This is a genomic window from Streptomyces sp. DvalAA-43, assembly GCF_900091725.1.
GTDB classification, from domain to species: Bacteria; Actinomycetota; Actinomycetes; order Streptomycetales; family Streptomycetaceae; genus Streptomyces; species Streptomyces pulveraceus.
The window spans coordinates 16,223-38,956 of the sequence record NZ_FMBW01000049.1 but is presented as its reverse complement, the minus strand read 5'-3'; the positions used below and the strand labels follow the sequence as shown (position 1 = coordinate 38,956).

General features: G+C 70.1%; 17 protein-coding genes. 7 read left to right on the top strand and 10 right to left on the bottom strand.

Annotated features, from left to right (window positions below):
* Positions 1-112: 112 nt before the first annotated feature.
* The 4 genes from GA0115234_RS20755 to GA0115234_RS20740 form a co-directional block, all read right to left on the bottom strand.
* Complete coding sequence (locus tag GA0115234_RS20755) at positions 113-1,738, bottom strand: cytochrome bc1 complex cytochrome b subunit (protein WP_093543813.1); 1,626 nt, start codon at positions 1,736-1,738, stop codon at positions 113-115.
* Positions 1,735-2,787, bottom strand: a complete 1,053-nt coding sequence (locus tag GA0115234_RS20750; RefSeq protein ID WP_093543811.1) for a cytochrome bc1 complex Rieske iron-sulfur subunit — start codon at positions 2,785-2,787, stop codon at positions 1,735-1,737. Before GA0115234_RS20750 ends, GA0115234_RS20755 begins: the two co-directional genes overlap by 4 nt.
* Positions 2,784-3,593 carry a cytochrome bc1 complex diheme cytochrome c subunit gene (locus tag GA0115234_RS20745; protein WP_093543809.1) on the bottom strand — a complete coding sequence of 270 codons (810 nt, stop codon included), beginning with the start codon at positions 3,591-3,593 and terminating at the stop codon, positions 2,784-2,786. Before GA0115234_RS20745 ends, GA0115234_RS20750 begins: the two co-directional genes overlap by 4 nt.
* Positions 3,594-3,655: 62 nt before the next feature.
* Positions 3,656-4,276: an aa3-type cytochrome oxidase subunit III gene (locus GA0115234_RS20740; RefSeq protein ID WP_093543808.1), complete on the bottom strand. Its 621-nt coding sequence runs from the start codon at positions 4,274-4,276 to the stop codon at positions 3,656-3,658.
* A 187-nt stretch (positions 4,277-4,463) separates the two neighbouring features.
* Here GA0115234_RS20740 and GA0115234_RS20735 point away from each other — a divergent pair, with 187 nt between their 5' ends.
* Positions 4,464-4,865, top strand: a complete 402-nt coding sequence (locus tag GA0115234_RS20735) for a response regulator transcription factor (RefSeq protein ID WP_093543807.1) — start codon at positions 4,464-4,466, stop codon at positions 4,863-4,865.
* Between the two features lie 69 nt (positions 4,866-4,934).
* Here the strand turns inward: GA0115234_RS20735 and GA0115234_RS20730 are convergent, their stop codons facing one another.
* The 4 genes from GA0115234_RS20730 to coxB form a co-directional block, all read right to left on the bottom strand.
* The gene (locus GA0115234_RS20730) at positions 4,935-6,188 is read right to left on the bottom strand and encodes a L,D-transpeptidase (RefSeq protein ID WP_093543806.1); all 1,254 of its coding nucleotides are present in this window, start codon (positions 6,186-6,188) and stop codon (positions 4,935-4,937) included.
* Positions 6,189-6,306: 118 nt separating this feature from the next.
* On the bottom strand, positions 6,307-6,705 hold the full coding sequence (locus GA0115234_RS20725; RefSeq protein ID WP_093543804.1) for a cytochrome c oxidase subunit 4: 399 nt from the start codon (positions 6,703-6,705) through the stop codon (positions 6,307-6,309).
* On the bottom strand, positions 6,702-8,438 hold the full coding sequence (gene ctaD / locus GA0115234_RS20720) for an aa3-type cytochrome oxidase subunit I (RefSeq protein ID WP_093543802.1): 1,737 nt from the start codon (positions 8,436-8,438) through the stop codon (positions 6,702-6,704). Before ctaD ends, GA0115234_RS20725 begins: the two co-directional genes overlap by 4 nt.
* Positions 8,435-9,397: an aa3-type cytochrome oxidase subunit II gene (coxB, locus tag GA0115234_RS20715; RefSeq protein WP_093543800.1), complete on the bottom strand. Its 963-nt coding sequence runs from the start codon at positions 9,395-9,397 to the stop codon at positions 8,435-8,437. Before coxB ends, ctaD begins: the two co-directional genes overlap by 4 nt.
* Before the next feature lie 270 nt (positions 9,398-9,667).
* On the opposite strand from coxB, the gene GA0115234_RS20710 reads away from it, so the two are divergent.
* A complete protein-coding gene (locus GA0115234_RS20710; RefSeq protein WP_093543798.1) occupies positions 9,668-11,050 on the top strand; it encodes a cysteine desulfurase/sulfurtransferase TusA family protein in 1,383 nt (460 codons plus the stop codon).
* Here GA0115234_RS20710 and GA0115234_RS20705 read toward each other — a convergent pair whose 3' ends face one another.
* Positions 11,051-12,025 (bottom strand): carbohydrate kinase family protein, encoded by a 975-nt coding sequence (locus GA0115234_RS20705; RefSeq protein WP_093543796.1) that lies wholly within the window; start codon positions 12,023-12,025, stop codon positions 11,051-11,053.
* Positions 12,026-12,184: 159 nt separating this feature from the next.
* Between GA0115234_RS20705 and GA0115234_RS20700 the strand changes: the two genes are divergently transcribed.
* Both GA0115234_RS20700 and GA0115234_RS20695 read left to right on the top strand, forming a co-directional pair.
* Positions 12,185-12,382 (top strand): hypothetical protein, encoded by a 198-nt coding sequence (locus GA0115234_RS20700; RefSeq protein ID WP_093543794.1) that lies wholly within the window; start codon positions 12,185-12,187, stop codon positions 12,380-12,382.
* A 161-nt stretch (positions 12,383-12,543) separates the two neighbouring features.
* Positions 12,544-14,025 (top strand): hypothetical protein, encoded by a 1,482-nt coding sequence (locus tag GA0115234_RS20695; protein ID WP_093543792.1) that lies wholly within the window; start codon positions 12,544-12,546, stop codon positions 14,023-14,025.
* A gap of 120 nt (positions 14,026-14,145) precedes the next feature.
* Here the strand turns inward: GA0115234_RS20695 and GA0115234_RS20690 are convergent, their stop codons facing one another.
* The gene (locus GA0115234_RS20690; RefSeq protein ID WP_030933606.1) at positions 14,146-14,502 is read right to left on the bottom strand and encodes a HesB/IscA family protein; all 357 of its coding nucleotides are present in this window, start codon (positions 14,500-14,502) and stop codon (positions 14,146-14,148) included.
* A 245-nt stretch (positions 14,503-14,747) separates the two neighbouring features.
* Here GA0115234_RS20690 and nadA point away from each other — a divergent pair, with 245 nt between their 5' ends.
* The 3 genes from nadA to GA0115234_RS20675 all read left to right on the top strand — a co-directional run bounded on the left by nadA (position 14,748) and on the right by GA0115234_RS20675 (position 22,656).
* Positions 14,748-15,944, top strand: a complete 1,197-nt coding sequence (gene nadA, locus GA0115234_RS20685; RefSeq protein ID WP_176729225.1) for a quinolinate synthase NadA — start codon at positions 14,748-14,750, stop codon at positions 15,942-15,944.
* A 255-nt stretch (positions 15,945-16,199) separates the two neighbouring features.
* The gene (locus tag GA0115234_RS20680) at positions 16,200-17,609 is read left to right on the top strand and encodes a lipase/acyltransferase domain-containing protein (protein ID WP_093543790.1); all 1,410 of its coding nucleotides are present in this window, start codon (positions 16,200-16,202) and stop codon (positions 17,607-17,609) included.
* The gene (locus GA0115234_RS20675) at positions 17,599-22,656 is read left to right on the top strand and encodes a caspase family protein (RefSeq protein ID WP_256088757.1); all 5,058 of its coding nucleotides are present in this window, start codon (positions 17,599-17,601) and stop codon (positions 22,654-22,656) included. Before GA0115234_RS20680 ends, GA0115234_RS20675 begins: the two co-directional genes overlap by 11 nt.
* Positions 22,657-22,734 lie beyond the last annotated feature (78 nt).

Here is a 22,734-nt window from a genome sequence, read left to right as displayed (position 1 = left end):
TGGGTCCACAGCCGGTAAAAGGGATGTCTCCACCCTATCGAGCGCCATGGACGGCGAAGAGCCCCGTCCATCGAATGGACGGGGCTCCTGCTGTGGCGATCAGTTCAGACGATCAGTGGTGACCGTGGCCGCTGGTGATCTCCTTGTACTCCTCGACGGTGGGCTTGGCGATCTGGTTGTCCTCGCCGTAGTAGCCCTTGCTGAGCCGGGCCCGCAGCTTCTGCAGGGCCGACACCTTGCGCTCGACACCGTTCTCGTCGACCGTCGGGCCGATCTCGACCGGCTTGTACTGCTCGTGCGCGGTGAGCGTGTGCAGCTGCTCGGGGCCGAGCGGCTCGTGGATCTCGACGAACTCACCGTGCGGCAGGCGCTTGATGATGCCGGACTCGCGCCCGTGCAGCACCTTCTCCTTGTCGCGGCGCTGGAGGCCGAGGCAGATCCGCCGGGTGGCGATGAACGCGAGGACCGGTCCGACGAAGATGAAGATCCGGACGAACCAGGAGATGGCGTTCAGCGACAGGTGGAAGTGCGTGGCCCACAGGTCGTTGCCACCGCCGATGAAGACGATGACGTACTCGGTGATCCAGGCGACACCGAAGGCCGTCCGGGTCGGGGCGTTGCGCGGGCGGTCCAGGATGTGGTGCTCGCGCTTGTCGCCGGTGATCCAGGACTCGACGAACGGGTAGACCGCGATGATCGCAAGCACCAGTCCGAAGGCCATCAGCGGAATGAACACGCCCAGGACCAGCGTGTGGCCCCAGAGGTTGATCTCCCAGCCGGGCATCACTCGGATCAGACCCTCGGCGAAGCCCATGTACCAGTCGGGCTGGGCGCCGGTGGACACCTGGTCCGGGCGGTACGGGCCGATGGCCCAGATCGGGTTGATCGAGGCGATGGCCGCGATGACGGCGATGATGCCGAAGACCAGGAAGAAGAACCCTCCGGCCTTCGCCATGTACACCGGCAGCAGCGGCATGCCGACGACGTTCTTGTTGGTGCGGCCGGGACCCGCGAACTGCGTGTGCTTGTGGTAGAAGACCAGGATCAGGTGCGCCACCAGCAGGCCGAGCATGATGCCCGGCAGCAGCAGGATGTGGATCGAGTAGAACCGGGCGACGAAGTCGTGACCGGGGAACTCTCCGCCGAACAGGAACATCGAGATGTACGTGCCGACGATCGGCATCGACAGGATCGCGCCCTGGGTGAAGCGGACACCCGTACCGGAGAGCAGGTCGTCCGGGAGCGAGTAGCCGGTGAAGCCGGTGAACATGCCCAGCACGAACAGCAGGAAGCCGAACAGCCAGTTGATCTCACGCGGCTTGCGGAACGCACCCGTGAAGAAGACGCGCATCATGTGCACGAACATGCCGGCCAGGAAGATCAGCGCGGCCCAGTGGTGGATCTGCCGGACCAGCAGACCACCGCGGACGTCGAAGCTGATGTCCAGTGTCGAGGCGTAGGCCTCGGACATCTTGATGCCCTGCATCGGCTCGTACGAGCCGTGGTACACGACCTCGTTCATGCTCGGGTGGAAGAACAGCGTCAGATACACACCCGTGAGGATGATGATGATGAAGCTGTAGAGAGCGATCTCACCGAGCATGAAGGACCAGTGGTCCGGGAAGATCTTGCGCATGTTGGCCTTGGCCAGGGAGTAGATCCCGAGCCGGCCGTCCGCCCAGTCGGCCACCCGCTCACCGGCGGGCGCCTTGCGCTGTGTGTCGGTCGCAGTACTCATCCGCGCTCCCAGAATGCAGGACCGACGGGCTCATCGAAGTCACCGAGCGCCTCGAGGTTGCCCTCGCTGTTCACACCGATCCGCAGCTGCGGAAGGGCGTGACCGGCCGGACCGAAGATGACGCGGGCGCCGTCGGAGAGGTCGAAGGTGGACTGGTGGCACGGGCAGAGCACGTGGTGGGTCTGCTGCTCGTACAGGCTGATCGGGCAGCCGACGTGGGTGCAGATCTTGGAGAAGGCCACGATTCCCTCGTGGGCCCACTCGCGCTCGCGCTTGTCCTTGATGTTCTCCGGCTGGATACGGATGATCATCAGCGCGGCCTTGGCGATCTGGTTCTGGAAGTCCTCCGCCTCCTCCGTCAGGCCCTCGGGCATGGCGAAGGTCAGCGAACCGACGGCGACGTCCTCGGGACGCAGCGGCTCCATCGTGTTCATGTTGATGAGCTGCTTGCCCTTGGCCCACAGGGTGTTGCGGAGCTTCTTCTCCGGCAGCGGACCGAGGTCGCGCAGCAGCACCACTCCGGAGAGCGGCACCAAGGCCAGCGCGCCGAACATGGTGTTGCGGATCAGCTTGCGCCGTCCGAACGCGGACTCCTCGGCACCTGCCGCGAAGTCGGCCAGGACCTTCGCCTTGACCTCGGGCGTCGCCTCGATGGCGTGCCGGTCGTCGGCGACCTCCACGTCGGACATCAGCGTGCGCGCCCAGTGGACGGCGCCGGCGCCGATCGCGAAGAGGGCCACGCCCAGGGTCAGACCCAGGGAGAAGTTGAGCGCGCTCACGTGGCCGAAGGGCCAGATGTACACGATCTTGTCGACCGGGAAGATGACGTAGGAGGCGATGAAGCCGACCGTCGCCAGCATGGACAGCGTGAACATGAACGCGACGGCGCGCTCGGAGCGCTTCGCGGCCCGTTCGTCGATGTCCTGGATGCGCGGCTGGTGGGCCGGCAGCCCCGGGTCGGCGAACGGGTCGTCCGCGCCCTCTACCGCGCCGTGCGCGGGGCCCTGCTCAGCGGGCAGGTTCTCTTCTGGAATCTCTTGGCTACTCATGACTTCTTGGCCTTAGCGGTGTGGGCCGCGACCCAAATGGCAACTGCGATCAGTGCGCCGAGCCCGAAGATCCAGGCGAACAGCCCCTCGCTGACCGGCCCCAGGCCACCCAGCTTCAGACCACCCGGGTTCTCCGACTGGGCGCTGTTCACGGTCTGGATGTACGCGATGATGTCCCGCTTCTGCTGCTCGGGCATCGTCGTGTCCGGGAAGGACGGCATGCTCTGCGGGCCGGTCTGCATGGCCTCGTAGATGTGCTTCGGGTCCACGCCTTCAAGGCTGGGCGCGTACTTGCCGTTCGTCAGCGCGCCGCCCTCACCGGTGAAGTTGTGGCACTGCGCGCAGTTGGTACGGAACAGGTCGCCACCCTTGGCGATGTCCGCACCGTCAGGGCTGACCTGGTTCTTGGTCGGAACGATCGGACCGGCGCCCAGCGACGCGACGTACGCCGCGAGCTGGTCGATCTGCGCCTGGTTGTAGATGACCTTCTTCTTCGGCACCTGGGCGCCGGGCTGCTGCGCCGGCATACGGCCCGTACCGACCTGGAAGTCAACGGCGGCGGAGCCCACGCCGACCAGGCTCGGCCCGTCGGTGGTGCCCTGACCGCCGGTTCCGTGGCAGCTGGCGCAACCGACGGAGTACAGCTTCTTGCCCTCTTCGATGGCGAGGGACTGGGCGGTTTCGTCGGCCTGCGCCTTACTCGCGGGCGCAAACGCGGCGTACAGCCCCCCAGTGGCCGCCAGCGCGAGGAGTAGTACGACGACCGCCGCCAACGGATGGCGTCGTCGTGCGGAGAGCTTTTTCACGGATTACCCCGGTGTCAGGATCTTCTGCGTCGATGCTGGATGTGGTTCGGGTTCGAGCCCGGTTACTTGATCATGTAGATCGTGGCGAAGAGGCCGATCCATACGACATCGACGAAGTGCCAGTAATAGGACACGACGATGGCGGCGGTCGCCTGTTCGTGGGTGAACCTCTTGGCTGCGTATGTCCTGCCCAGAACGAGCAGGAAGGCGATGAGACCGCCTGTCACATGCAGACCGTGGAAGCCGGTGGTCAGGTAGAACACCGAGCCGTACGGGTCGGAGGACAGCGAGAGGCCGTCCTTCTTCACCAGCTCGGTGTACTCGAAGACCTGGCCTCCGATGAAGATTGCACCCATCACGAAAGTGATCACGAACCAGGCACGGAGCTTCTTCACATCGCCCCGCTCCGCGGCGAAGACGCCGAGCTGGCAGGTGAGTGAGGAGAGCACCAGGATCGTGGTGTTCGTCGCCGAGAACGGGAAGTTCAGGGCCGAAGCCATTTCCTTCCAGTGGTCCGGTCCCGTCACCGATCGCAGGGTGAAGTACATCGCGAAGAGGGCCGCGAAGAACATCAGCTCGGAACTCAACCAGATGATGGTTCCGACGCTGGTGAGGTTCGGTCGATTGACCGACGGGTGCGCGTGCCCGGTTTCTACTGTCGTTGCTGTCGCCACGACCGACATTATGTCGGTCGCTTATCCCGCCCTCACCCCGGGGGGTGCCGTTCGGTGTGTCAGACGGGTGTGTCCTCCCCGAACGGCCCATGGATCCGCTGTCCCGGGCGGTGCTGACAGGGCGTCGGGCGGAGTACGATCCGCGCATCGGTTCATGCCCGGAAAGCCCCGAAGACACAGATGTCACGGAGGAACAATGCAGCCGACCGCCACGGTCCTGGTCTACAGCGACGACGCCAACACCCGTGAGCAGGTGAGGCTGGCAGCCGGGCACAGGCCCGCGGCCGATGTACCCGCGGTGGAATTCCTGGAGTGCGCCACCCTGCCCGCCGTCCTGGAGGCACTGGACCGCGGCGGCATCGACGTCTGCGTGCTGGACGGCGAGACGGCGCCCGCGGGCGGCATGGGCGTCTGCCGGCAGATCAAGGACGAGATCTTCCGCTGCCCGCCGGTGCTGCTGCTGATCGGGCGCCCGCAGGACGCCTGGCTGGCCACCTGGAGCCGTGCGGACGCCGCCGTGACCCTGCCGGTCGAACCGGTCGAGTTCGCGGACGCCCTGGCCGCCCTGCTGCGCAGCAGGGACTGCGTGAACGCCTGACACCCCCCGCTTCCGGGGCCGTGGCCCCGGAAGCGGTCCCGCCGAAGGGCAGCGCACTCCCCGGTCCGGTCAGACCTCGGGGCGCAGTCGCGCCGCCTGGATCGTGTCCGTACGGTCCGGCGCGGTGTTCTTCTGCAGGGCGCTGCCCTTCAGCCATTTGGCCCAGGACAGGTTCCAGTCGCCGTAGCCGTTGTCGAACGGTGTCATCGTCTCGCCCTCGCTGCCCACGACCGTGACGAGGTCGCCCGGCCGCACGGTGTTGTAGAACCACTCGGCCTGGCTCGTGCTCATCCCCGTACAGCCGTGGCTGACGTTCGCGTACCCCTGCGAGCCGGTGGACCAGGGGGCCGCGTGCACGTACTCGCCGCTCCAGGTGACGCGCGTCGCGTAGTAGACCGGCAGGTCGTAGGAGTCCGACGAGCCCTGCGCGATGCCGATCGTCTCCCCGCGCATACGTACGTAGTACTCCTTGCCCAGCACGACCTTGACGCCGTTTCGGGTGGAGAAGCCGGGCTTGCCGGTGGTGACCGGAATGGTATTGATCACTTTTCCGTCGCGCTTGACCGTCATCGTGTGCGTCCCGGCGTCCGTGAGGGCCTCGATGCGGTCGCCCGTGGTGAGCCTCAGCGGCTTCGTGGGGGCTCCGTAGAGGGCGTCGGTGACCTTGCGGCCGGCCAGGCCGCTGGTGACGTCGATGGTGGCCCTGGCGGGCCAGTAGTCCTTCGGGCGGTAGTGCAGGGTCTTGTCGTCGACCCAGTACCAGGAGCCGGTCACGGCGGGGGTCGAGCGGACCCTGAGGGCGCGCTCGACGTTGGCCCTGGAGGCCCTGTCCTTGACCGGAGCGCTGAGTTCCGCCGTGATGGGCTGTCCGACGCCGTAGGTGCCCGCCTCCGGGCCGAAGGCGACCTTCAGGAGCTTCTTGGCGGAGGTGGTCCCGAAGGAGAGCGTGCGGCTGCCCGGAGCGCCGTCGTCCTCCGTGCTGACCCGGACGGTGTACCGGGTGCCGGCGGCCAGCGGGAGGGTGGAGTGCCACCGCTTCCCGTCGGCGTCGAGTTCACCCGCCAGGTGGCGGCCGGTCGTGTCGACGGCCGACACGTCCGTGATCCGGCCGTCGTCGCCCTTGACCGTGACCTCCAGCGACTTGCCGGGATCGACCTTCTCGTCGCCGTCGGACGCGTTGGCGGAGATCTCGTCCACAGCGTCGTACGGCTTCTCCGCGAGGGGGTGGTCTCCGGACCCGCCGCAGGCGGTCACACCGGCGACCAGGGTCACGACCAGCAGAGTGCAGCCCACTACGGGGCGGATGCGCGGCGTGCGGTTCATGGACCCACGTTAAGGAGGTTCCCCCGTATCAGCGCGCGATGCGACTGCGAACGGGGGACCCGTACTCCTCTTGGTGGAGAAGTACGGGCCCCCCGTCAGGTGGAGCGGTGACGCGAGGTCACTGGGTGCGGTTCTCACCGCGGTAGTACTCGAAGACCCAGCCGAACAGACCGATCAGGATGACCGGGGCCGAGAAGTAGAGCAGCCACCAGCCGAAGACGATGCCCAGGAAGGCCAGGGCGCCGCCGATCGCCAGCGAGAGCGGCTGCCAGCTGTGCGGGGAGAAGAACCCCACCTCGCCGGCCTCGTCCGCGACGTCGGCTTCCTTGTTGTCCTGCGCCATGGCGTCGACCCGCCGGGCCGTGAAGGCCAGGTAGAAGCCGATCATGACGCTCAGCCCGAAGGCCAGGACGAGTGCGGTGGTACCGGCCGGCTCCTTCGACCACACGCCGTACGTGACGGCCATGGCGAGGATGAAGACGCTCAGCCAGATGAACATCTTGCCCTGGATCTTCACTTGCCGGCCTCCTTGCCACCAGCGAGGGCCTTGTCATCCTCGGAGTGGTGCTCCAGCTGCTCCAGCGCCGCGATCTCCGGGTGGTGCAGATCGAACGCCGGGGATTCGGAACGGATCCGCGGCAGGGTGAGGAAGTTGTGGCGCGGCGGCGGGCAGGAGGTCGCCCACTCCAGCGAACGGCCGTAGCCCCACGGGTCGTCGACCTCGATCTTCTTGCCGTACTTGGCGGTCTTCCACACGTTGTAGAAGAACGGCAGGATCGACAGGCCGAGCAGGAACGAGGAGATCGTCGAGATCGTGTTCAGCGCGGTGAAGCCGTCCGCGGCGAGGTAGTCCGCGTAACGACGCGGCATGCCCTCGGCGCCCAGCCAGTGCTGCACCAGGAACGTGCCGTGGAAGCCCACGAACAGCGTCCAGAACGTGATCTTGCCGAGCCGCTCGTCCAGCATCTTCCCGGTGAACTTCGGCCACCAGAAGTGGAATCCGGAGAACATCGCGAACACCACGGTGCCGAAGATGACGTAGTGGAAGTGCGCGACGACGAAGTACGAGTCCGAGACGTGGAAGTCCATCGGGGGCGACGCCAGGATCACACCGGTCAGACCACCGAAGGTGAAGGTGATCAGGAAGCCGACGGCCCAGAGCATCGGTGTCTCGAAGGACAACGACCCCTTCCACATCGTGCCGATCCAGTTGAAGAACTTCACACCGGTCGGTACCGCGATGAGGAAGGTCATGAACGAGAAGAACGGCAACAGCACACCGCCCGTGACGTACATGTGGTGCGCCCACACGGTCACGGAGAGGCCCGCGATGGCGATCGTCGCGCTGATCAGGCCGATGTAGCCGAACATCGGCTTCCGGCTGAACACCGGAATCACTTCGGAAATGATTCCGAAGAATGGCAAGGCGATGATGTACACCTCTGGATGGCCGAAGAACCAGAAGAGGTGTTGCCAGAGCAATGCGCCGCCATTGGCCGCGTCGAAGACGTGCGCACCGAATTTACGGTCCGCCTCCAGCGCGAAGAGCGCGGCCGCCAGGACCGGGAAGGCCAGCAGGACCAGCACACCGGTCAGCAGGACGTTCCAGACGAAGATCGGCATGCGGAACATCGTCATGCCGGGAGCGCGCATGCAGATGATCGTGGTGATGAAGTTGACCGAACCGAGGATCGTGCCGAAGCCGGAGAAGGCCAGACCCATGATCCACATGTCGGCGCCGACACCCGGCGACCGGACCGCGTCCGAGAGCGGGGAGTAGGCGAACCAGCCGAAGTCCGCCGCACCCTGCGGAGTGAGGAAGCCGGCCACCGCGATGATCGAGCCGAAGAGGTACAGCCAGTAGGCGAACATGTTCAGCCGCGGGAACGCCACGTCGGGCGCGCCGATCTGCAGCGGCATGATCCAGTTCGCGAATCCGGCGAACAGCGGCGTCGCGAACATCAGCAGCATGATCGTGCCGTGCATCGTGAACGCCTGGTTGAACTGCTCGTTCGACATGATCTGCGTGCCGGGACGGGCCAGTTCGGCGCGCATGAAGAGCGCCATCAGACCGCCGATGCAGAAGAACGCGAACGATGTGACCAGGTACATCGTGCCGATCGTCTTGTGGTCAGTGGTGGTCAGCCACTTGATGACGACGTTTCCCGGCTGCTTGCGCCGGACCGGCAGCTCGTCCTCGTACGAGTCGTCTGCTGCCGCGGCACCCTGAGGTTCGTTGAGGATGCTCACAGTTTGTTCGTCTCCGCATTCCTGGCCGGGTCAGTCTGCTCGATGCCGGCCGGCACGTAGCCCGTCTGGCCCTTCTTCGCCAGCTCCTCGAGGTGCGCCTGGTAGCGCTCCGGGGAGACGACCTTGACGTTGAAGAGCATCCGGGAGTGGTCGGCGCCGCAGAGCTCGGCGCACTTGCCCATGAAGGTGCCCTCCTGGTTGGGAGTCACCTCGAAGGCGTTGGTGTGGCCCGGGAAGACGTCCTGCTTCATGAGGAACGGCACCACCCAGAAGGAGTGGATGACGTCACGCGAAGTCAGAACGAAACGGACCTTCTCGCCCTTCGGCAGCCACAGGGTCGGACCCGGGTTGCCGTTCTGCGGGTTCCGCGTTCCCGGGACACCGAAGTCGTAGACGCCTTCGGCACCCTTGGGGAAGTCCTTCTGGAACCGGTTGGGGATGGCGTCGAGCTCCTTGGGGATCTCGTTGCCCGTGGCGGTCGAGCCGTCCACGTTCTCGATGTAGTTGAAGCCCCAGCTCCACTGGTAGCCGACCACGTTGATGGTGTGGGCGGGCTTCGGGGAGAGGGTGAGGAGCTTCGTCTCATCGCGAGCGGTGAAGTAGAACAACACCGAGACGATGATCAGAGGGACCACGGTGTACAGCGCCTCGATGGGCATGTTGTACCTGGTCTGCGGAGGAACCTCGACCTTGGTGCGGCTGCGCCGGTGGAAGATGACGCTCCACAGGATCAGGCCCCAGACCAGCACGCCCGTGGCGAGCGCTGCCGCCCACGAGCCCTGCCAGAGGGAAAGGATCCGTGGTGCCTCTTCTGTTACCGGCGTGGGCATACCAAGGCGGGGGAAGTCCTTGTATGTGCAACCGGTTGCGGTCGCCAGGATCAGGCCCGCAGTCAGCACCTGCGGCAGCTTCCGCCGCATCGGGCGCCGCGACGAGCGGTCGGAGCCGTTGGGACTCACGTAGCGCCTTCCCGAGAGTCTCGCCCGCGCGGTCGGCGCGGCCGTCTCTCTGGTCGGTCGCCGCCCTGACGCGGGCAGGGGTTTGGATGTTTATGCGGACCAAACCCTACTGGACGCTATTTGGGGTCGCGCGGGGAGGGTGCCCAACGCGCCGTCCGACACCCCGAAGGGGTGGAATACGGGCCTCCGGCCGCCATCTGACGCCCCCTCTCCTGGCCCCGCCACAGGCCCGTCCCCGGGCCGGGGCCCGGCTCGGGCTAGCGTGGCCGGGTGCCCTACTTCGACACCGCTTCCGCCGCCCCCCTGCACCCCGTCGCACGTCAGGCGCTGCTTGCCGCGCTGGACGAGGGCTGGGCCGACCCGGCCAGGCTCTACCGCGAGGGCCGACGGGCCCGGCTGCTGCTGGACGCCGCCCGCGAGGCCGCCGCCGAGGCCGTCGGCTGCCGCCCGGACGAACTCACATTCACTCCTTCGGGGACCCGGGCGGTGCACTCGGGAATTTCCGGAGCTCTGGCGGGACGTCGGCGTGTCGGCCGCCATCTGGTCGTCTCCTCGGTCGAGCACTCGTCGGTCCTCCATTCGGCCGCCGCCCATGAGGCGGCGGGCGGATCGGTCTCCGAGGCCCCGGTCGACCGCTCGGGGGCGGTGAGCGCGGCGGCCTACGCGGAGCTGCTGCGCGCGGACACCGCGCTGGCCTGTCTGCAGTCCGCCAATCACGAGGTCGGCACCGAGCAGCCGGTGGCCGCTGTCGCGGAGCTCTGCCGGGCGGCGGGGGTGCCGCTGCTGGTGGACGCCGCGCAGTCGCTGGGCCGGGAGCCGGTGCCGGACGGCTGGTCGCTGCTGGCGGGCAGCGCGCACAAGTGGGGCGGCCCCTCCGGTGTCGGGCTGCTGGCGGTGCGCAAGGGGGTCCGGTTCGCCGCCCAGGGACCGGCCGACGAGCGGGAGTCGGGGCGGGCGGCGGGGTTCGAGAACATTCCGGCGATCGTCGCCGCGGCGGCCTCGCTACGGGCGGTGCGGGCCGAGGCCGCGGCCGAGTCCGTACGGCTGCGGGCCCTGGTGGACCGCATCAGGACCGCGGTGCCGGAGCTGGTGCCCGATGTGGAGGTGGTCGGCGATCCGGTGCGGCGGCTGCCGCATCTGGTGACCTTCTCCTGTCTCTATGTCGACGGGGAGACACTGCTCCATGAGCTGGACCGGGCGGGGTTCTCCGTCTCGTCCGGCTCGTCCTGCACCAGCAGCACACTGACCCCGAGCCATGTGCTCAGGGCCATGGGGGTGCTGTCGGAGGGGAACGTACGGGTGTCGCTGCCGAACGGCACCGCCGAGACGGACGTCGACCGTTTCCTGGACGTGCTGCCCCGGGTGGTGGCGGAGGTGCGGCAGCGGCTGGGCGCGCCCGTCTCCCCGCCCAGGGAGACCGCCCCGGCCGCGTCCCTGGTGGTCGACGCGCTCGGGAAGCGCTGCCCGATCCCGGTGATCGAGCTGGCGAAGGTGATCGGGGAGGTGCCGGTGGGCGGGACGGTGACGGTGCTCTCCGACGACGAGGCGGCCCGTCTGGACATCCCGGCCTGGTGCGCGATGCGCGAGCAGGAGTACGTGGGCGAGGAGCCGGCGGACCGCGGCTCGGCCTATGTGGTCCGCCGGCTGTCCTGACTACGCGAGGTGGACGCGGACCTCGGCGGCGGCCTCGTGGCCGTACGCCTTGGTGAAGCGGTCCATGAAGTGGGCGCGGCGCAGGGTGTACTCCTGGGTGCCGACCGTCTCGATGACCAGGGTGGCCAGCATGCAGCCGACCTGGGCGGCGCGCTCCAGGCCGACGCCCCAGGCGAGACCGGAGAGGAAGCCGGCCCGGAAGGCGTCGCCGACGCCGGTCGGGTCGGCCTTGGTCTCCTCCTCCGGGCAGCCGACCTCGATCGGCTCCTGGCCGGCGCGCTCGATGCGGACGCCGCGGGCGCCGAGGGTGGTGACCCGGTGGCCGACCTTGCCCAGGATCTCCTCGTCGGTCCAGCCGGTCTTGGACTCGATGAGCCCCTTCTCGTACTCGTTGGAGAAGAGGTACGTGGCGCCGTCGAGGAGGATCCGGATCTCGTCGCCGTCCATCCGCGCGATCTGCTGCGAGAAGTCGGCGGCGAACGGGATGCCCCGGGTGCGGCACTCCTCGGTGTGGCGGAGCATCCCCTCGGGGTCGTCGGCGCCGATCGAGACCAGGTCGAGCCCGCCGACGCGGTCGGCGACGGCCTTCAGCTCGATGAGCCGGGCCTCGCTCATCGCGCCGGTGTAGAAGGAGCCGATCTGGTTGTGGTCGGCGTCCGTGGTGCAGACGAAGCGGGCGGTGTGCAGGACCTCGGAGATCCGGACCGACCCGGTGTCGACGCCGTGGCGGTCGAGCCAGGCGCGGTACTCGTCGAAGTCGGAGCCCGCGGCACCGACCAGGATCGGCTCCGTGCCCAGCAGGCCCATGCCGAAGCAGATGTTGGCGGCGACACCGCCCCGGCGCACGTCGAGGTTGTCGACCAGGAAGGAGAGCGAGACCGTGTGCAGCTGATCCGCGACCAGCTGGTCGGCGAAGCGGCCGGGGAAGGTCATGAGGTGATCGGTGGCGATGGAGCCGGTGACTGCGATTCGCACGGGGAGACTTCTCCTGCGGAGATCGGGGGGAACGGGTGACGGTGTTCCCGGGGCGGCATGACAGTTCACGCTACCGGTTCCCGGTACTCAGGCGAAGGGTAGAAAACTACCCGATAGTAGGGCTTTCTTCCCATGGCCGGTGGTGCCTACGGTGCGGATATGTCGAACCACATCGCCACGCGCGAGTCCGAGATCAGCCTGGCCGAGCTGCGCGGTGACTGCGCGCGGATGGCTCCGCACTGGGTGGTCCCCGCGAAGTCTGCCCCCGCACCGGTCGCACCGTCCCGGATTCACGGGATCACCGTGCCGGCCGCCTCCGCCCGGCTGATCGACGCCATGTCCGACTACGGCGACTGAGAGGCGCCGGAGGCCGGTACCGATCGCGCCCGCCGCCCCGCGCGGGAATCCCGCGGGAACCGAGCGCGCCGCCGCCCCGTCCCATCGTCGTCCCCGGCCCGGGGACGGACGACAGGCCGGACGGCGGCACGCGACGGCCCTGCAGGCGAAGGAGCGATCAGGTGAGCACCGAGCGACCCGACAACGACGTGACCGTCCCCCGGCGGCGTTCGCCGCTCGCCGTGACCTCGGTGGCGGCAGCCGTACTGCTGGCCGGTGGCGGCGGTGCGTACTGGGCCGCGACCGCGGCCGACGGCGACGGCAGGTCCGACAGCGCGGCCGACGGCGGGCGGCGCACCCCTCCCCCGCTGGCCCTGGACGGGCACGCGGGCACCCCGACGGCACCCGGGGCGCCCGCGCAGGGCATCGCGCCGGGCGAGCCCGACCCGAACGGCGGCCGGGTGGTCTACCGGGCCTCCGGCACGCTGCCCGAGGGACCGGGCACGGCCGCCGTGCACCGCGCACGCGGGACCGTCTCGGCCGCCGAGGTGGCCCGGCTGGCGAAGGCGCTGGGCCTCGTGGGCACACCGCAGGCGGAGGCCACGTACTGGAAGGTGGGCTCCGACGGGGACGGTTCGGGCCCGTTCCTGCGGGTGGAGAAGCAGGCCCCGGGCACCTGGAGCTTCGCCCGGTACGGCACCGGCGGTACGGACAACTGCGGCAAGAAGGCGACCTGTTCGGACGTGGAGCAGTCTCCGGGCGGCAGCGGTACCCCGGTGGGCGAGAGCGCCGCGCGGGCTGCCGCGGCCCCGGTCCTGAAGGCTACGGGGCAGAGCGACGCCGCGCTGGACACCCGCCAACTCATGGGCTCGGTAAGGGTGGTGAACGCCGACCCGAAGGTGGGCGGCCTTCCCACCTACGGCTGGTCGACCGGGATCCAGGTGGGCCCGGACGGTGAAGTGGTCGGCGGCAGCGGGCAGTTGAAGGGCCTGACGAAGGCCGACAGCTATCCGGTGATCGGCGCGGCCGAGGCGCTGAAGCAGCTGAACGGGACGGCGTCCCGCAAGGACGCCCGCACGGACATCGGCGGATGCGCCGACCCCGTACCGCTGGACGGGACGCCGAAATCGCCGAAGGCGCACTGCGGGGCGCGGACCGGGGCGGAGCGGGCGACGACGACGACCGTGACGGTCGACAAGGCGGTGTTCGGCCTGGCGTCGAGTTACGTGGCGGGCGAGCGGACGCTCGTACCGTCCTGGCTCTTCTCGGTGCGGCCGGCAGCGGGCGGGCGGGGCAGCACGGTGGCGCAGGTCGCCGTGGCGCCCGCGTACCTGGCGAAGGAGGCGCCCTCGACGACCGCCCCCACGCCGGCCCCGACGACTCCCCCGGGGAACGCGCGGGGGTCCCGGCAGCTGCTGTCGTACAGCGCCGACGGGCGGGCCCTGTCGGTGACGTTCTGGGGCGGGGCGTGCAGTACGTACACGGCGAGCGCGACCGAGGACGGGGACCGGGTGACCGTGAAGGTGACGGAGGCGAAGCAGTCCGGGAAGACGGCCTGCATCATGATCGCCAAGGAGCTGACCCGGACGGTGACGCTCGACGCGCCGCTCGGCGGCCGGAGGGTGGTCGACGCGGTCTCGGGCGGCGAGGTGCCCCGCGCCTGAGCGCCGGGCCCCGGACAGGACAGCGCCGGGCCCTCGGAATCATGACGACGGCGGCGGTCCCGGAATCCGGGCCGCCGCCGTTGTGCCGTTCCGGCGCGGTGTGCGCGCCGCCCTCAGGGGTCAGCTGAAGGAGTCGCCGCAGGCGCAGGAGCCCGTGGCGTTGGGGTTGTCGATCGTGAAGCCCTGCTTCTCGATGGTGTCGACGAAGTCGATGGAGGCGCCGCCCAGGTACGGAGCACTCATCCGGTCGGTGACGACCTTGACACCATCGAAGTCCTTGACGACGTCACCGTCGAGCGAACGCTCGTCGAAGAAGAGCTGGTAGCGCAGGCCCGAGCAGCCGCCGGGCTGGACGGCGACGCGCAGCGCCAGGTCGTCGCGGCCTTCCTGCTCCAGCAGGCCCTTGACCTTGGCTGCGGCGGCGTCGGACAGGAGGATGCCGTCGCTCACGGTGGTGGTCTCGTCCGATACGGACATCTGCTTCTCTCCCGGGTTGTACGGAGACTGCTTGCCGACGTTGCAACCGTCGGGACCGCGGATTCATTCCGGGCCGAGCGCTTGCCGTTCCATTCATGCTCGCACACCGGTCGGCCGGGGGGATGCGTCACATCGACACTATGGCCATCGTCAAAGTGACGTGAACCGGATATGATAGATAGCGTCAATTAGACGAAAAGGATTCGCGGAAGCTTTTCGCAGAGGCTTTCAGCAGAGAAGAAAGGGTGCGTGACGTGACCACGGCCCACCCCGTCCAGGATCTCGACGTCCAGCCGACGCCCCTCGCCCTGCTCCTGCTCGGCCGTGAGGCCGACCCGCGGAGCGAGCGCGGCGTCGAGTGCCCCGGCGACCTGCCATCCCCGTCCGACCCGGACCTGGTGGAGCGTGCCCGTGCGGCCAAGGCGAAGCTCGGGGACAAGGTGTTCGTCCTCGGCCACCACTACCAGCGCGACGAGGTCATCCAGTTCGCCGACGTCACCGGCGACTCGTTCAAGCTCGCCCGGGACGCGGCGGCGCGGCCGGAGGCCGAGTACATCGTCTTCTGCGGCGTGCACTTCATGGCCGAGTCCGCGGACATCCTGACCACCGACGACCAGAAGGTCGTGCTGCCGGACCTGGCGGCCGGCTGCTCCATGGCCGACATGGCCACCGCCGAGCAGGTCGCCGAGTGCTGGGACGTGCTGACCGAGGCCGGGGTCGCCGACCGGGTCGTACCCGTCTCGTACATGAACTCCTCCGCCGACATCAAGGCCTTCACCGGCAGGCACGGCGGCACGATCTGCACCTCGTCCAACGCGAAGCGTGCGCTGGAGTGGGCCTTCGAGCAGGGCGAGAAGATCCTCTTCCTGCCCGACCAGCACCTGGGCCGGAACACCGCGGTCCGGGACATGGGGATGTCCCTGGAGGACTGCGTCCTCTACAACCCGCACAAGCCGAACGGCGGCCTGACCGCCGAGGAGCTGCGCGACGCGAAGATGATCCTGTGGCGCGGGCACTGCTCGGTGCACGGCCGCTTCTCGGTGGAGTCCGTCGAGGACGTGCGCGCGCGCATACCCGGCGTCAATGTGCTGGTGCACCCGGAGTGCAAGCACGAGGTCGTGGCGGCGGCGGACCACGTCGGCTCGACGGAGTACATCATCAAGGCCCTGGAGGCGGCCCCGGCCGGCTCGAAGTGGGCGATCGGCACCGAGCTGAACCTGGTGCGCCGGCTGGCGAACCGGTTCGCGGCCGAGGACAAGGAGATCGTCTTCCTCGACAAGACGGTCTGCTTCTGCTCGACGATGAACCGCATCGACCTGCCGCACCTGGTGTGGGCGCTGGAGTCGCTGGCCGAGGGCAACCTGGTCAACCGGATCGAGGTCGACCCGGAGACCGAGAAGTACGCGAAGCTCGCGCTGGAGCGGATGCTGGCGCTGCCGTAGCCGCACTGCCGCGGGGCTGCCCGCGGCCCGGCCGTACGGCCCGGACCACCGTCGGACGTTCGGTGGACCGGGCCTCTTCCGTTCTCGTACGGGTACGCCCGGCGGACGCCGACGGACCGGGGCCTCCGCTTCCGGTACGGGTACGGAACATCCCGAGGCGCCTGGTTTCCTCCATATGGCACCCGAACGGCCTTCTCCGTAATTACGCTGTTTCCTCCACGGCGACAGCGCACATTCACGGGGGTACGGCGCCACATGACGTCTCGCAGCCGGGTCGACGACATGGTGGTCGTCGTCCCGGGCATTCTCGGCAGCCGGCTGGCGGACGCGGAGGGGCGCGAGGTCTGGGGCCTCTCGGGCCCGGCCCTCCTGCGCGGGATCCGTACGTTCGGCCGGTCCGTCAAGGGCCTGACGCTCCCCCCGGACCTGGGCGACGAGCACCCGGGCGACGGTGTGCGCCCGCTCGGCCCGATGCGCGACCTGCACGGACTGCTGGGCATCGGGACGCTCGTGGACGGCTACGACGGCTTATTGGAGTGGCTGGAGAGCCACTTCACGCTCCGGCGCCGGGGCGAACGGGACGCGGCGGACGCCCCGGCCAATCTGATCGGCTTCGCCTACGACTGGCGGCTCTCCTGCCGCCACAGCGCGGACCGGCTGGCCGAGCGGGTGGACGAGGAGCTGGGCCGCTGGCGGGGCTCGGCGCCGGAGCGGGCGGAGGCCCGGGTGGTCCTCCTCTGCCATTCGATGGGTGGCCTGGTCGCCCGCCAGTACGTGGAGCGGTGCGGCGGCGCGGAGGTCACCCGCCGCGTGATCACGCTCGGGACCCCGTACCGGGGCTCCCTGGACGCCCTGCTCTCCCTGGTCGACGGGGTGGGCCCGGCCGGTATGGGCCTCACCGCGCTGGCCCGCGGCCTTCCCTCCCTCCACCAGCTCGTCCCCGACTACGCCGCGCTGATCACCGCGCCGGGCGAGCCGCTGCGCCACGCCCGTGAGGTGACCGGCCTGCCCGGGACCGACGCGGCACTGCTCGGGGACGCCGCCCGCTTCCACGAGACGCTGCGGGAGTCCGGTACGGGGGCGGCGTACGGGGTGGAGTACGTACCGATCAGCGGGGTGCTCCAGCCGACCCCGACCACCGCCGAGGTGCGGGGCGGGAAGCTGACCGCGCTGCTCACGATCGACGGGACCGACGAGGGCGGCGACGGCCGCGTGCCCAGGCTCTCCAGCGCCCATGTGGGCGCGGCGCGGCGGCCCGCGTACACGCCCTGGGAGAGACACGGCTCGCTCCAGAACAACACGGCACTGCGCCAGGCCCTCTACAACTGGCTCACCCCGGACCCGCCGGTCCACCGCGGCCCGCAGGACGCGGAGGTCCCGCTGGTGGTGGACGCCCCGGACGCGATCGTCGAGGGCGAGGTGTACGAGCTGCGGGCCACGGTCCCGCCGGACATACCGGGCCATGACCGGGTAGCCGTCTTCGCGACGGCCGGGAACGGACCGGCGCGGACGCTGAACAACCTGGGCGGGGGCCGCTGTCTGGCCCGCCTGACCGGGCTGCCGGCGGGGCCGCACCGGGTGCGAGTGAGTACGGGGAACGCGGGCCATGTCGTGATGACCGCGCTGGTGCTGGTACAGGAGAGCGGGTCGGACGATGGTGAGTGAGACGGGCATGGCGGGCGAGGACGGACGCGAGCCGGTGGGGACGGCGCTGTGCGTGGCGTGCGAGGAGTACGCCGACGAGCGGAGCTTCCCCCGGCTGACCGGGGCGGTGGCCCAGATGGAGGGGATCGCCGGACTGCTGGAAGGTCTGGGGATCGCGACGCGGGTGGTGGGCGGCGGGAACCCGTCCTGGGCGACCTTCGACGGAGCCCTCACCGCCTGGAGCGAGGGCTGGCGGGAGACGGGGGCGGCGAAGCCCGCGATCATCGTCTGGTCGGGGCACGGCGTGCTGATCGACGACGAGCTGCGTCTCGCGCTCTGCGACCTGGATCTCGATGTCGAGCAGGTGACGCGTGACGCACGCGCCCTCAGGCGGGGCGTCTCGGCCGAGACGCTGGTCGATGACGCGGTGGCGTCGGGCGCCGACCAGATCCTGGTGGTCATCGACGCCTGCCACGCGGGGGACGCGGTGGGCCGGGGTCTGGAGAAGACCCTGCGGCGCTGGGCGGCCGCGTCCGCACCGCCCGGCCGGGCCAAGTGGTTCGGGATCATGGCGAGCTGCCGGCGCGACGAGACATCGGACGGCGGCGGCCCCCTGCTCACCGCGTTGACGGAGGTGCTGAGGTCCGGCCCCGCCACCACCGAGTACCGCTCGGCCTGGAGTGCCCACAACGCGCTGGTCAGCGGCCCGGACCTGCTGGCCGCGCTGGGCGAGCGATGGCGCGGCGAGGGCCGGACACCGGTGCCCGCCGCCCTCGGCACCGGTCGGCCGGTCTTCCCCAACCCGCGCCACGTGCCCGGGGCGCCCGCCCGGCTGGTGGAGCATCTGGTACTCGCGGCGCGCGGGGTCGGGTACCAGGAGGAGGGCTGGTTCTTCACGGGCCGGAAGGAGGTGCTGGGCCGGATCGTCGCATGGCTGGAGGCGGGCGGTGCCGGGCTCTTCCTGGTGACCGGTCCGGCGGGCTGCGGCAAGTCGGCCGTGCTGGGCCGGATCGCGACGCTCACCGATCCCGTGCAGCGGGAGGAGACCGAGGCGCACGGGGGCCTGCGCGAGGACGACCCGGACCCGGGCCTCCGCCCCGACCGCTCTCTGGCCTCCGTCCACCTGCGGGGCCTGAGCCCTCTCCATGCGGCCTCGGAGCTGGCCCGGCAGCTCGGACTGCCGGAACCCCGCAACGCGGACGACTTCCGGGGCGAGCTGCGTGAGCTGTCCCCGCAGCCGGTGCTGGTGCTCGACGGCCTGGACGAAGTACCGGCCGAGCACACCCGCGCCATGATCGAGGAGCTGGTCTTCCCGCTGAGCCGGACTGGCCGGGTCCTGCTCGGCTCCCGCGACCGGGCGTTCCGCAGCCGTATCGAGGAGGACGGGCAGGGGGACGAGACCCTGCCGGACGCGCTGGCCCGGCTGATCGGGGCGGGCGTCACCACGGCGGACCTGGAGCGGGAGCCGCACACGCAGGAGGATATCGGGGCGTATGTGTTCCGCCGGTGCGCGGCGGCCGGGGTTCCGCGGGAGCGGGCGCGGGCGGCGGGCGACGCGGTGGCCGCGCGGGCCACGGCGGTGGGCGGCGGGTTCCTGTTCGCGCGGCTGGTGGTGGGCTCGCTGCTGGCGGGGGCGTCGGGGGATGCCGACGAGGAGCCGTGGTTGTCCGGCCTGCCGGATTCCATCGAGGCCGCGTTCGAGGAGGACTTGCGGGCGGGGCCGGTGCGGGTCCGGGAGGACGGCGCCGAACTGCCGTCCGCCGCACGGGATCTGCTGACCGCGCTGGCGTGGTCGGTCGGGCGCGGCATGCCCGCCGGGGGTGTGTGGGAGGAGGTCGCGGGGGCGCTGGGCGGCCGTGACGTGCCGTACGACGAGAGCGACGTGGGCTGGGTGCTGTCCGAGTACGGCCGCTACATCGTCGAGGACGCGGAGAACGGGCAGGCGGTGTACCGGCTGTACCACCGCGAGTTCGTGTCCTGCCTCGCGGGGCGGTCGGGGCCGGGGGGCGCCGAGGCCGGTGAGGTGGTGGTGGCCGCGCTCGTCGCGCACATCGAGCGGCGAGCGGTGGGCGGCGACCGGGGGGCGGCCGACCCGTATGTGCTGCGAGGGCTGGCGCGGCACGCGGCGCGGGCGGGTGCGCCGGGGATCGGGATGCTGCGGGAGCTGGTGGAGCGGGGCGGGGCGGACACGGCGCCGTTTCTGGCCCAGGCGCTGCATCACTTCTCCGCGCGGCTCGGGGCGGAAGGCGATCTGGACGGTGCGCTGGGCGCGGCCCAGGAGGCGTTGTCACTCTGGGAGGAGCTGGAGCGGCTGTCTCCCGGAGCTCATCGCGCGGCAGTGGCCGGTGCCCTGCACATCGTCGCCGGCCGTTGCGCCGCCACCGGCGATCGGAGCGGGGCCGTGGCCCCCGCCCGGGAGGCGGTGCGGATCCAGCAGGCCTTGGTCCGTTCCGGCGCCGACGCGTCGCTCCCGGGTCTGGCATCGTCCCTCGTGGCCCTCAGCAATCGCGTGGCCGACCTCGGTGACCGTCGCGAGGCCCTCGCGTACGCCCAGGAGGCCGTGAACATCTTCCGCGAACTCATCGCGCGGAGTCCGAAGGCGTTCCGCCCCGGTCTTGCCGGGGCCCTCGGCAATCTGGCGGTGCACCTGGGCGAGGTCGGGCAGCTTCGGGAGGCGGTGCCACCCGCCGAGGAAGCGGTCGGTATCCACCGCGAGCTCGCCGCACAGCACCCCGACGAGTTCCTGAGCGAACTGGCCTCCGCCGTCCTCAACCTGGCCAATTGTTTCAGCCACCTCGGTGCGCACACGGACGCACTGGCCCACACCGAGGAAGCGGTCCGCATCCAGCGAGGCGTGGCCGAGCACCACCCCGCGGTTCCCCGGCCCGGTCTGGCCGTCTCCTTGCACAATCTGTCCGTGGAACGTGCCTACGCCGGAGATCGGGAAGGGGCCCTTGCTTCCGCTCAGGAGGCGGTGGGCATCTACCGGGCGCTCGCCGCGCGTCACCCGGCCGCCTTCCGGCCCGGCCTGGCCGACGCCCTCGGCAGCCTGTCGGACCGGCTCGCCGAAGCCGGAGACCGTCAGGGCGCGCTCGCCCCGGCGCAGGAGTGCGCCCGCCTGCACGCCAAACTCGCCGTGGAGCATCCCGAGGCCTTCCGCGCGGACCTCGCCCTGTCCTTGGACACCCTGGCCAACCGGACGGCCGACGCCGGGGACCGGGCCACCGCCCTGGCCTTCGCACGCGAAGCCGTACGGGTCCAGCGCGAGCTGGCCGCGCACCATCAGGCCGTGTCCCTCCCCCGTCTGGCCGGCTTTCTCCACAACCTCGCCTCGCACCTCGCCGCTGCCGGGGAGTCCGCTGCCGCCCTGCCCCACATCGAGGAGGCGGTCGGCGTCTACCGGCAGCTCGTCTCACAGGATCCGATCCCGTTCCGCTCGGAGTTCGCCACCGCGCTCAACACCCTCGGCACGCACCGCGCGTACGTGGGCGACGTCTCGGGGGCGCTCGACGCGGCGCAGGAGGCCCTTGTCATCCATCGCGACCTCGCCGCACGGCAGCCGGATGCCTTCCGCCCCGGCCTGGCCACCACCCTCAACAACCTGGGCAACCACTTCAACAGCATCGGGGACCCCGCGGCGGGGCTGAGGGCGGCCGAGGAGGCCGTCGCCCTCTATCGCGAACTGGCGGCGCAGAACCCCGCCGCGTACCGCCCCGCCCTCGCCGTCGCTCTCGGCTCACTCGCGCAGAATCTCGCCGATGTCGGCCGTCGGGAAGAGGCGCTGTCACCGGCGCAGGAGGGCGCCCGTCTCCTGCGGGAGATCGTCGTCGGACAGGGCGAGGCCTTCCTTCCGGATCTGGCCCGGTCCCTCCATGGCCTCGGCAGGCACCTGGGACTGAACCACGACGACGAAGGAGCCGTGAGCACGGCGAAGGAAGCGGTCGCCGCCTACCGGACCCTGGCGCTGGAGAATCCCGCCGCCTTCGAGAGCGCCCTGATCTCCGCGCTCACCGACCTGGCCCAGGCGCTCGTCCGCATCGACGACCGCGCGTCGGCGGTCCGGGAATTCGACGAGGCCGTGGAGGCGTTCGCCTCCGCCCACGCCCCGACCGCCCGGCGTCTCGGTGTCGAGCGGAGCGTCTTCCTGCTGGACTGTCCCGGTCCCCGGGCGTCGACCGGCGTACAGGCGCTCGTGTCCTTCCTCGACGAGGACCCCGCGCCGGACGGCGGCGGGGACGTCGCGACCGTGCGGGCCCGGCGGGCGCTTCGTGCCCACGGCGACGCCGAGGCCGTGCGCACCATGTGGGAGGAGGAGACCTTCACCTCCGCACCGGCCTGGCTCGCCCTGTCACCGGAGACCCTGGACCTCGTCGGTTCCTGGATGTTCGCGCCCAACTGGCCCCAGTCGCGCGATGTCTGGTCCCGGAATGCCGACGCGCTGAGCAGCGAGGAGGCGGCGACGGCCCTCGACGAGCTGGCGTTCCTGGATCCCCGCACCGCTCAGCTGCACGCCGCACTCCGCAGGGCCGTCCTCACCCACGGCGTGACCGCCGCGTACGACCCGCTGATCCTCACGGAACAGTTGGCGGAGTGGGTGGAGTGCGCCGACTGGGCGGAGTCGCGGGCCTTCCTCCAGGAACACCCCCGTCTCCTCACCACCGCGCCGCCCCAGTCCACCCCGCTCGCGCACGTCGCCGTCCTCGATATCGCCCGTACCGAAGGGCTGGACGCCGCCTACCGCCTCGTCGAGGACCGCGACGCCCTCCAGGCTTATGTGGAAAGGGCGTTGGCGGCCGAGGACAGCAATGCGCTGCTGCACGCGGCGGCCGTCGAGGGGGAGGTCTTCGACGACAAGCTGTCCTCCCTCACCCATGCCCAGGCGGGCATGGTCCTCGCCGGGGCTGTCGACGACGTCGAACCGGAGGATCTGGCCACGCTCGTCCCCCGCGCACCCGAGGTGATCCGTGCCCGGCTGCTGAGGGAGATCCTCGCCCTCAGCAGCCGGCACGTCCATCCGCACGGGGAGACCTGGCTCCGGATCGTCCAGGCGCTCAGTGGGGCCGCCTGAGAGCCCGCCGGTCTCCGACCGGCAAGGAGCCCTGGAGAAATGGAGCGGGCCCTGTCCCACGCGGATGCGTGGGACAGG

Coding starts and splice junctions, on each gene's coding strand:
- GA0115234_RS20700 (WP_093543794.1), top strand. CDS start 12,185: ATGTCGAACCACATCGCCACGCGCGAGTCCGAGATCAGCCTGGCCGAG.
- GA0115234_RS20675 (WP_256088757.1), top strand. CDS start 17,599: ATGGTGAGTGAGACGGGCATGGCGGGCGAGGACGGACGCGAGCCGGTG.
- GA0115234_RS20680 (WP_093543790.1), top strand. CDS start 16,200: ATGACGTCTCGCAGCCGGGTCGACGACATGGTGGTCGTCGTCCCGGGC.
- GA0115234_RS20740 (WP_093543808.1), bottom strand. CDS start 4,276: ATGTCGGTCGTGGCGACAGCAACGACAGTAGAAACCGGGCACGCGCAC.
- GA0115234_RS20690 (WP_030933606.1), bottom strand. CDS start 14,502: ATGTCCGTATCGGACGAGACCACCACCGTGAGCGACGGCATCCTCCTG.
- GA0115234_RS20735 (WP_093543807.1), top strand. CDS start 4,464: ATGCAGCCGACCGCCACGGTCCTGGTCTACAGCGACGACGCCAACACC.
- GA0115234_RS20750 (WP_093543811.1), bottom strand. CDS start 2,787: ATGAGTAGCCAAGAGATTCCAGAAGAGAACCTGCCCGCTGAGCAGGGC.
- GA0115234_RS20755 (WP_093543813.1), bottom strand. CDS start 1,738: ATGAGTACTGCGACCGACACACAGCGCAAGGCGCCCGCCGGTGAGCGG.
- GA0115234_RS20730 (WP_093543806.1), bottom strand. CDS start 6,188: ATGAACCGCACGCCGCGCATCCGCCCCGTAGTGGGCTGCACTCTGCTG.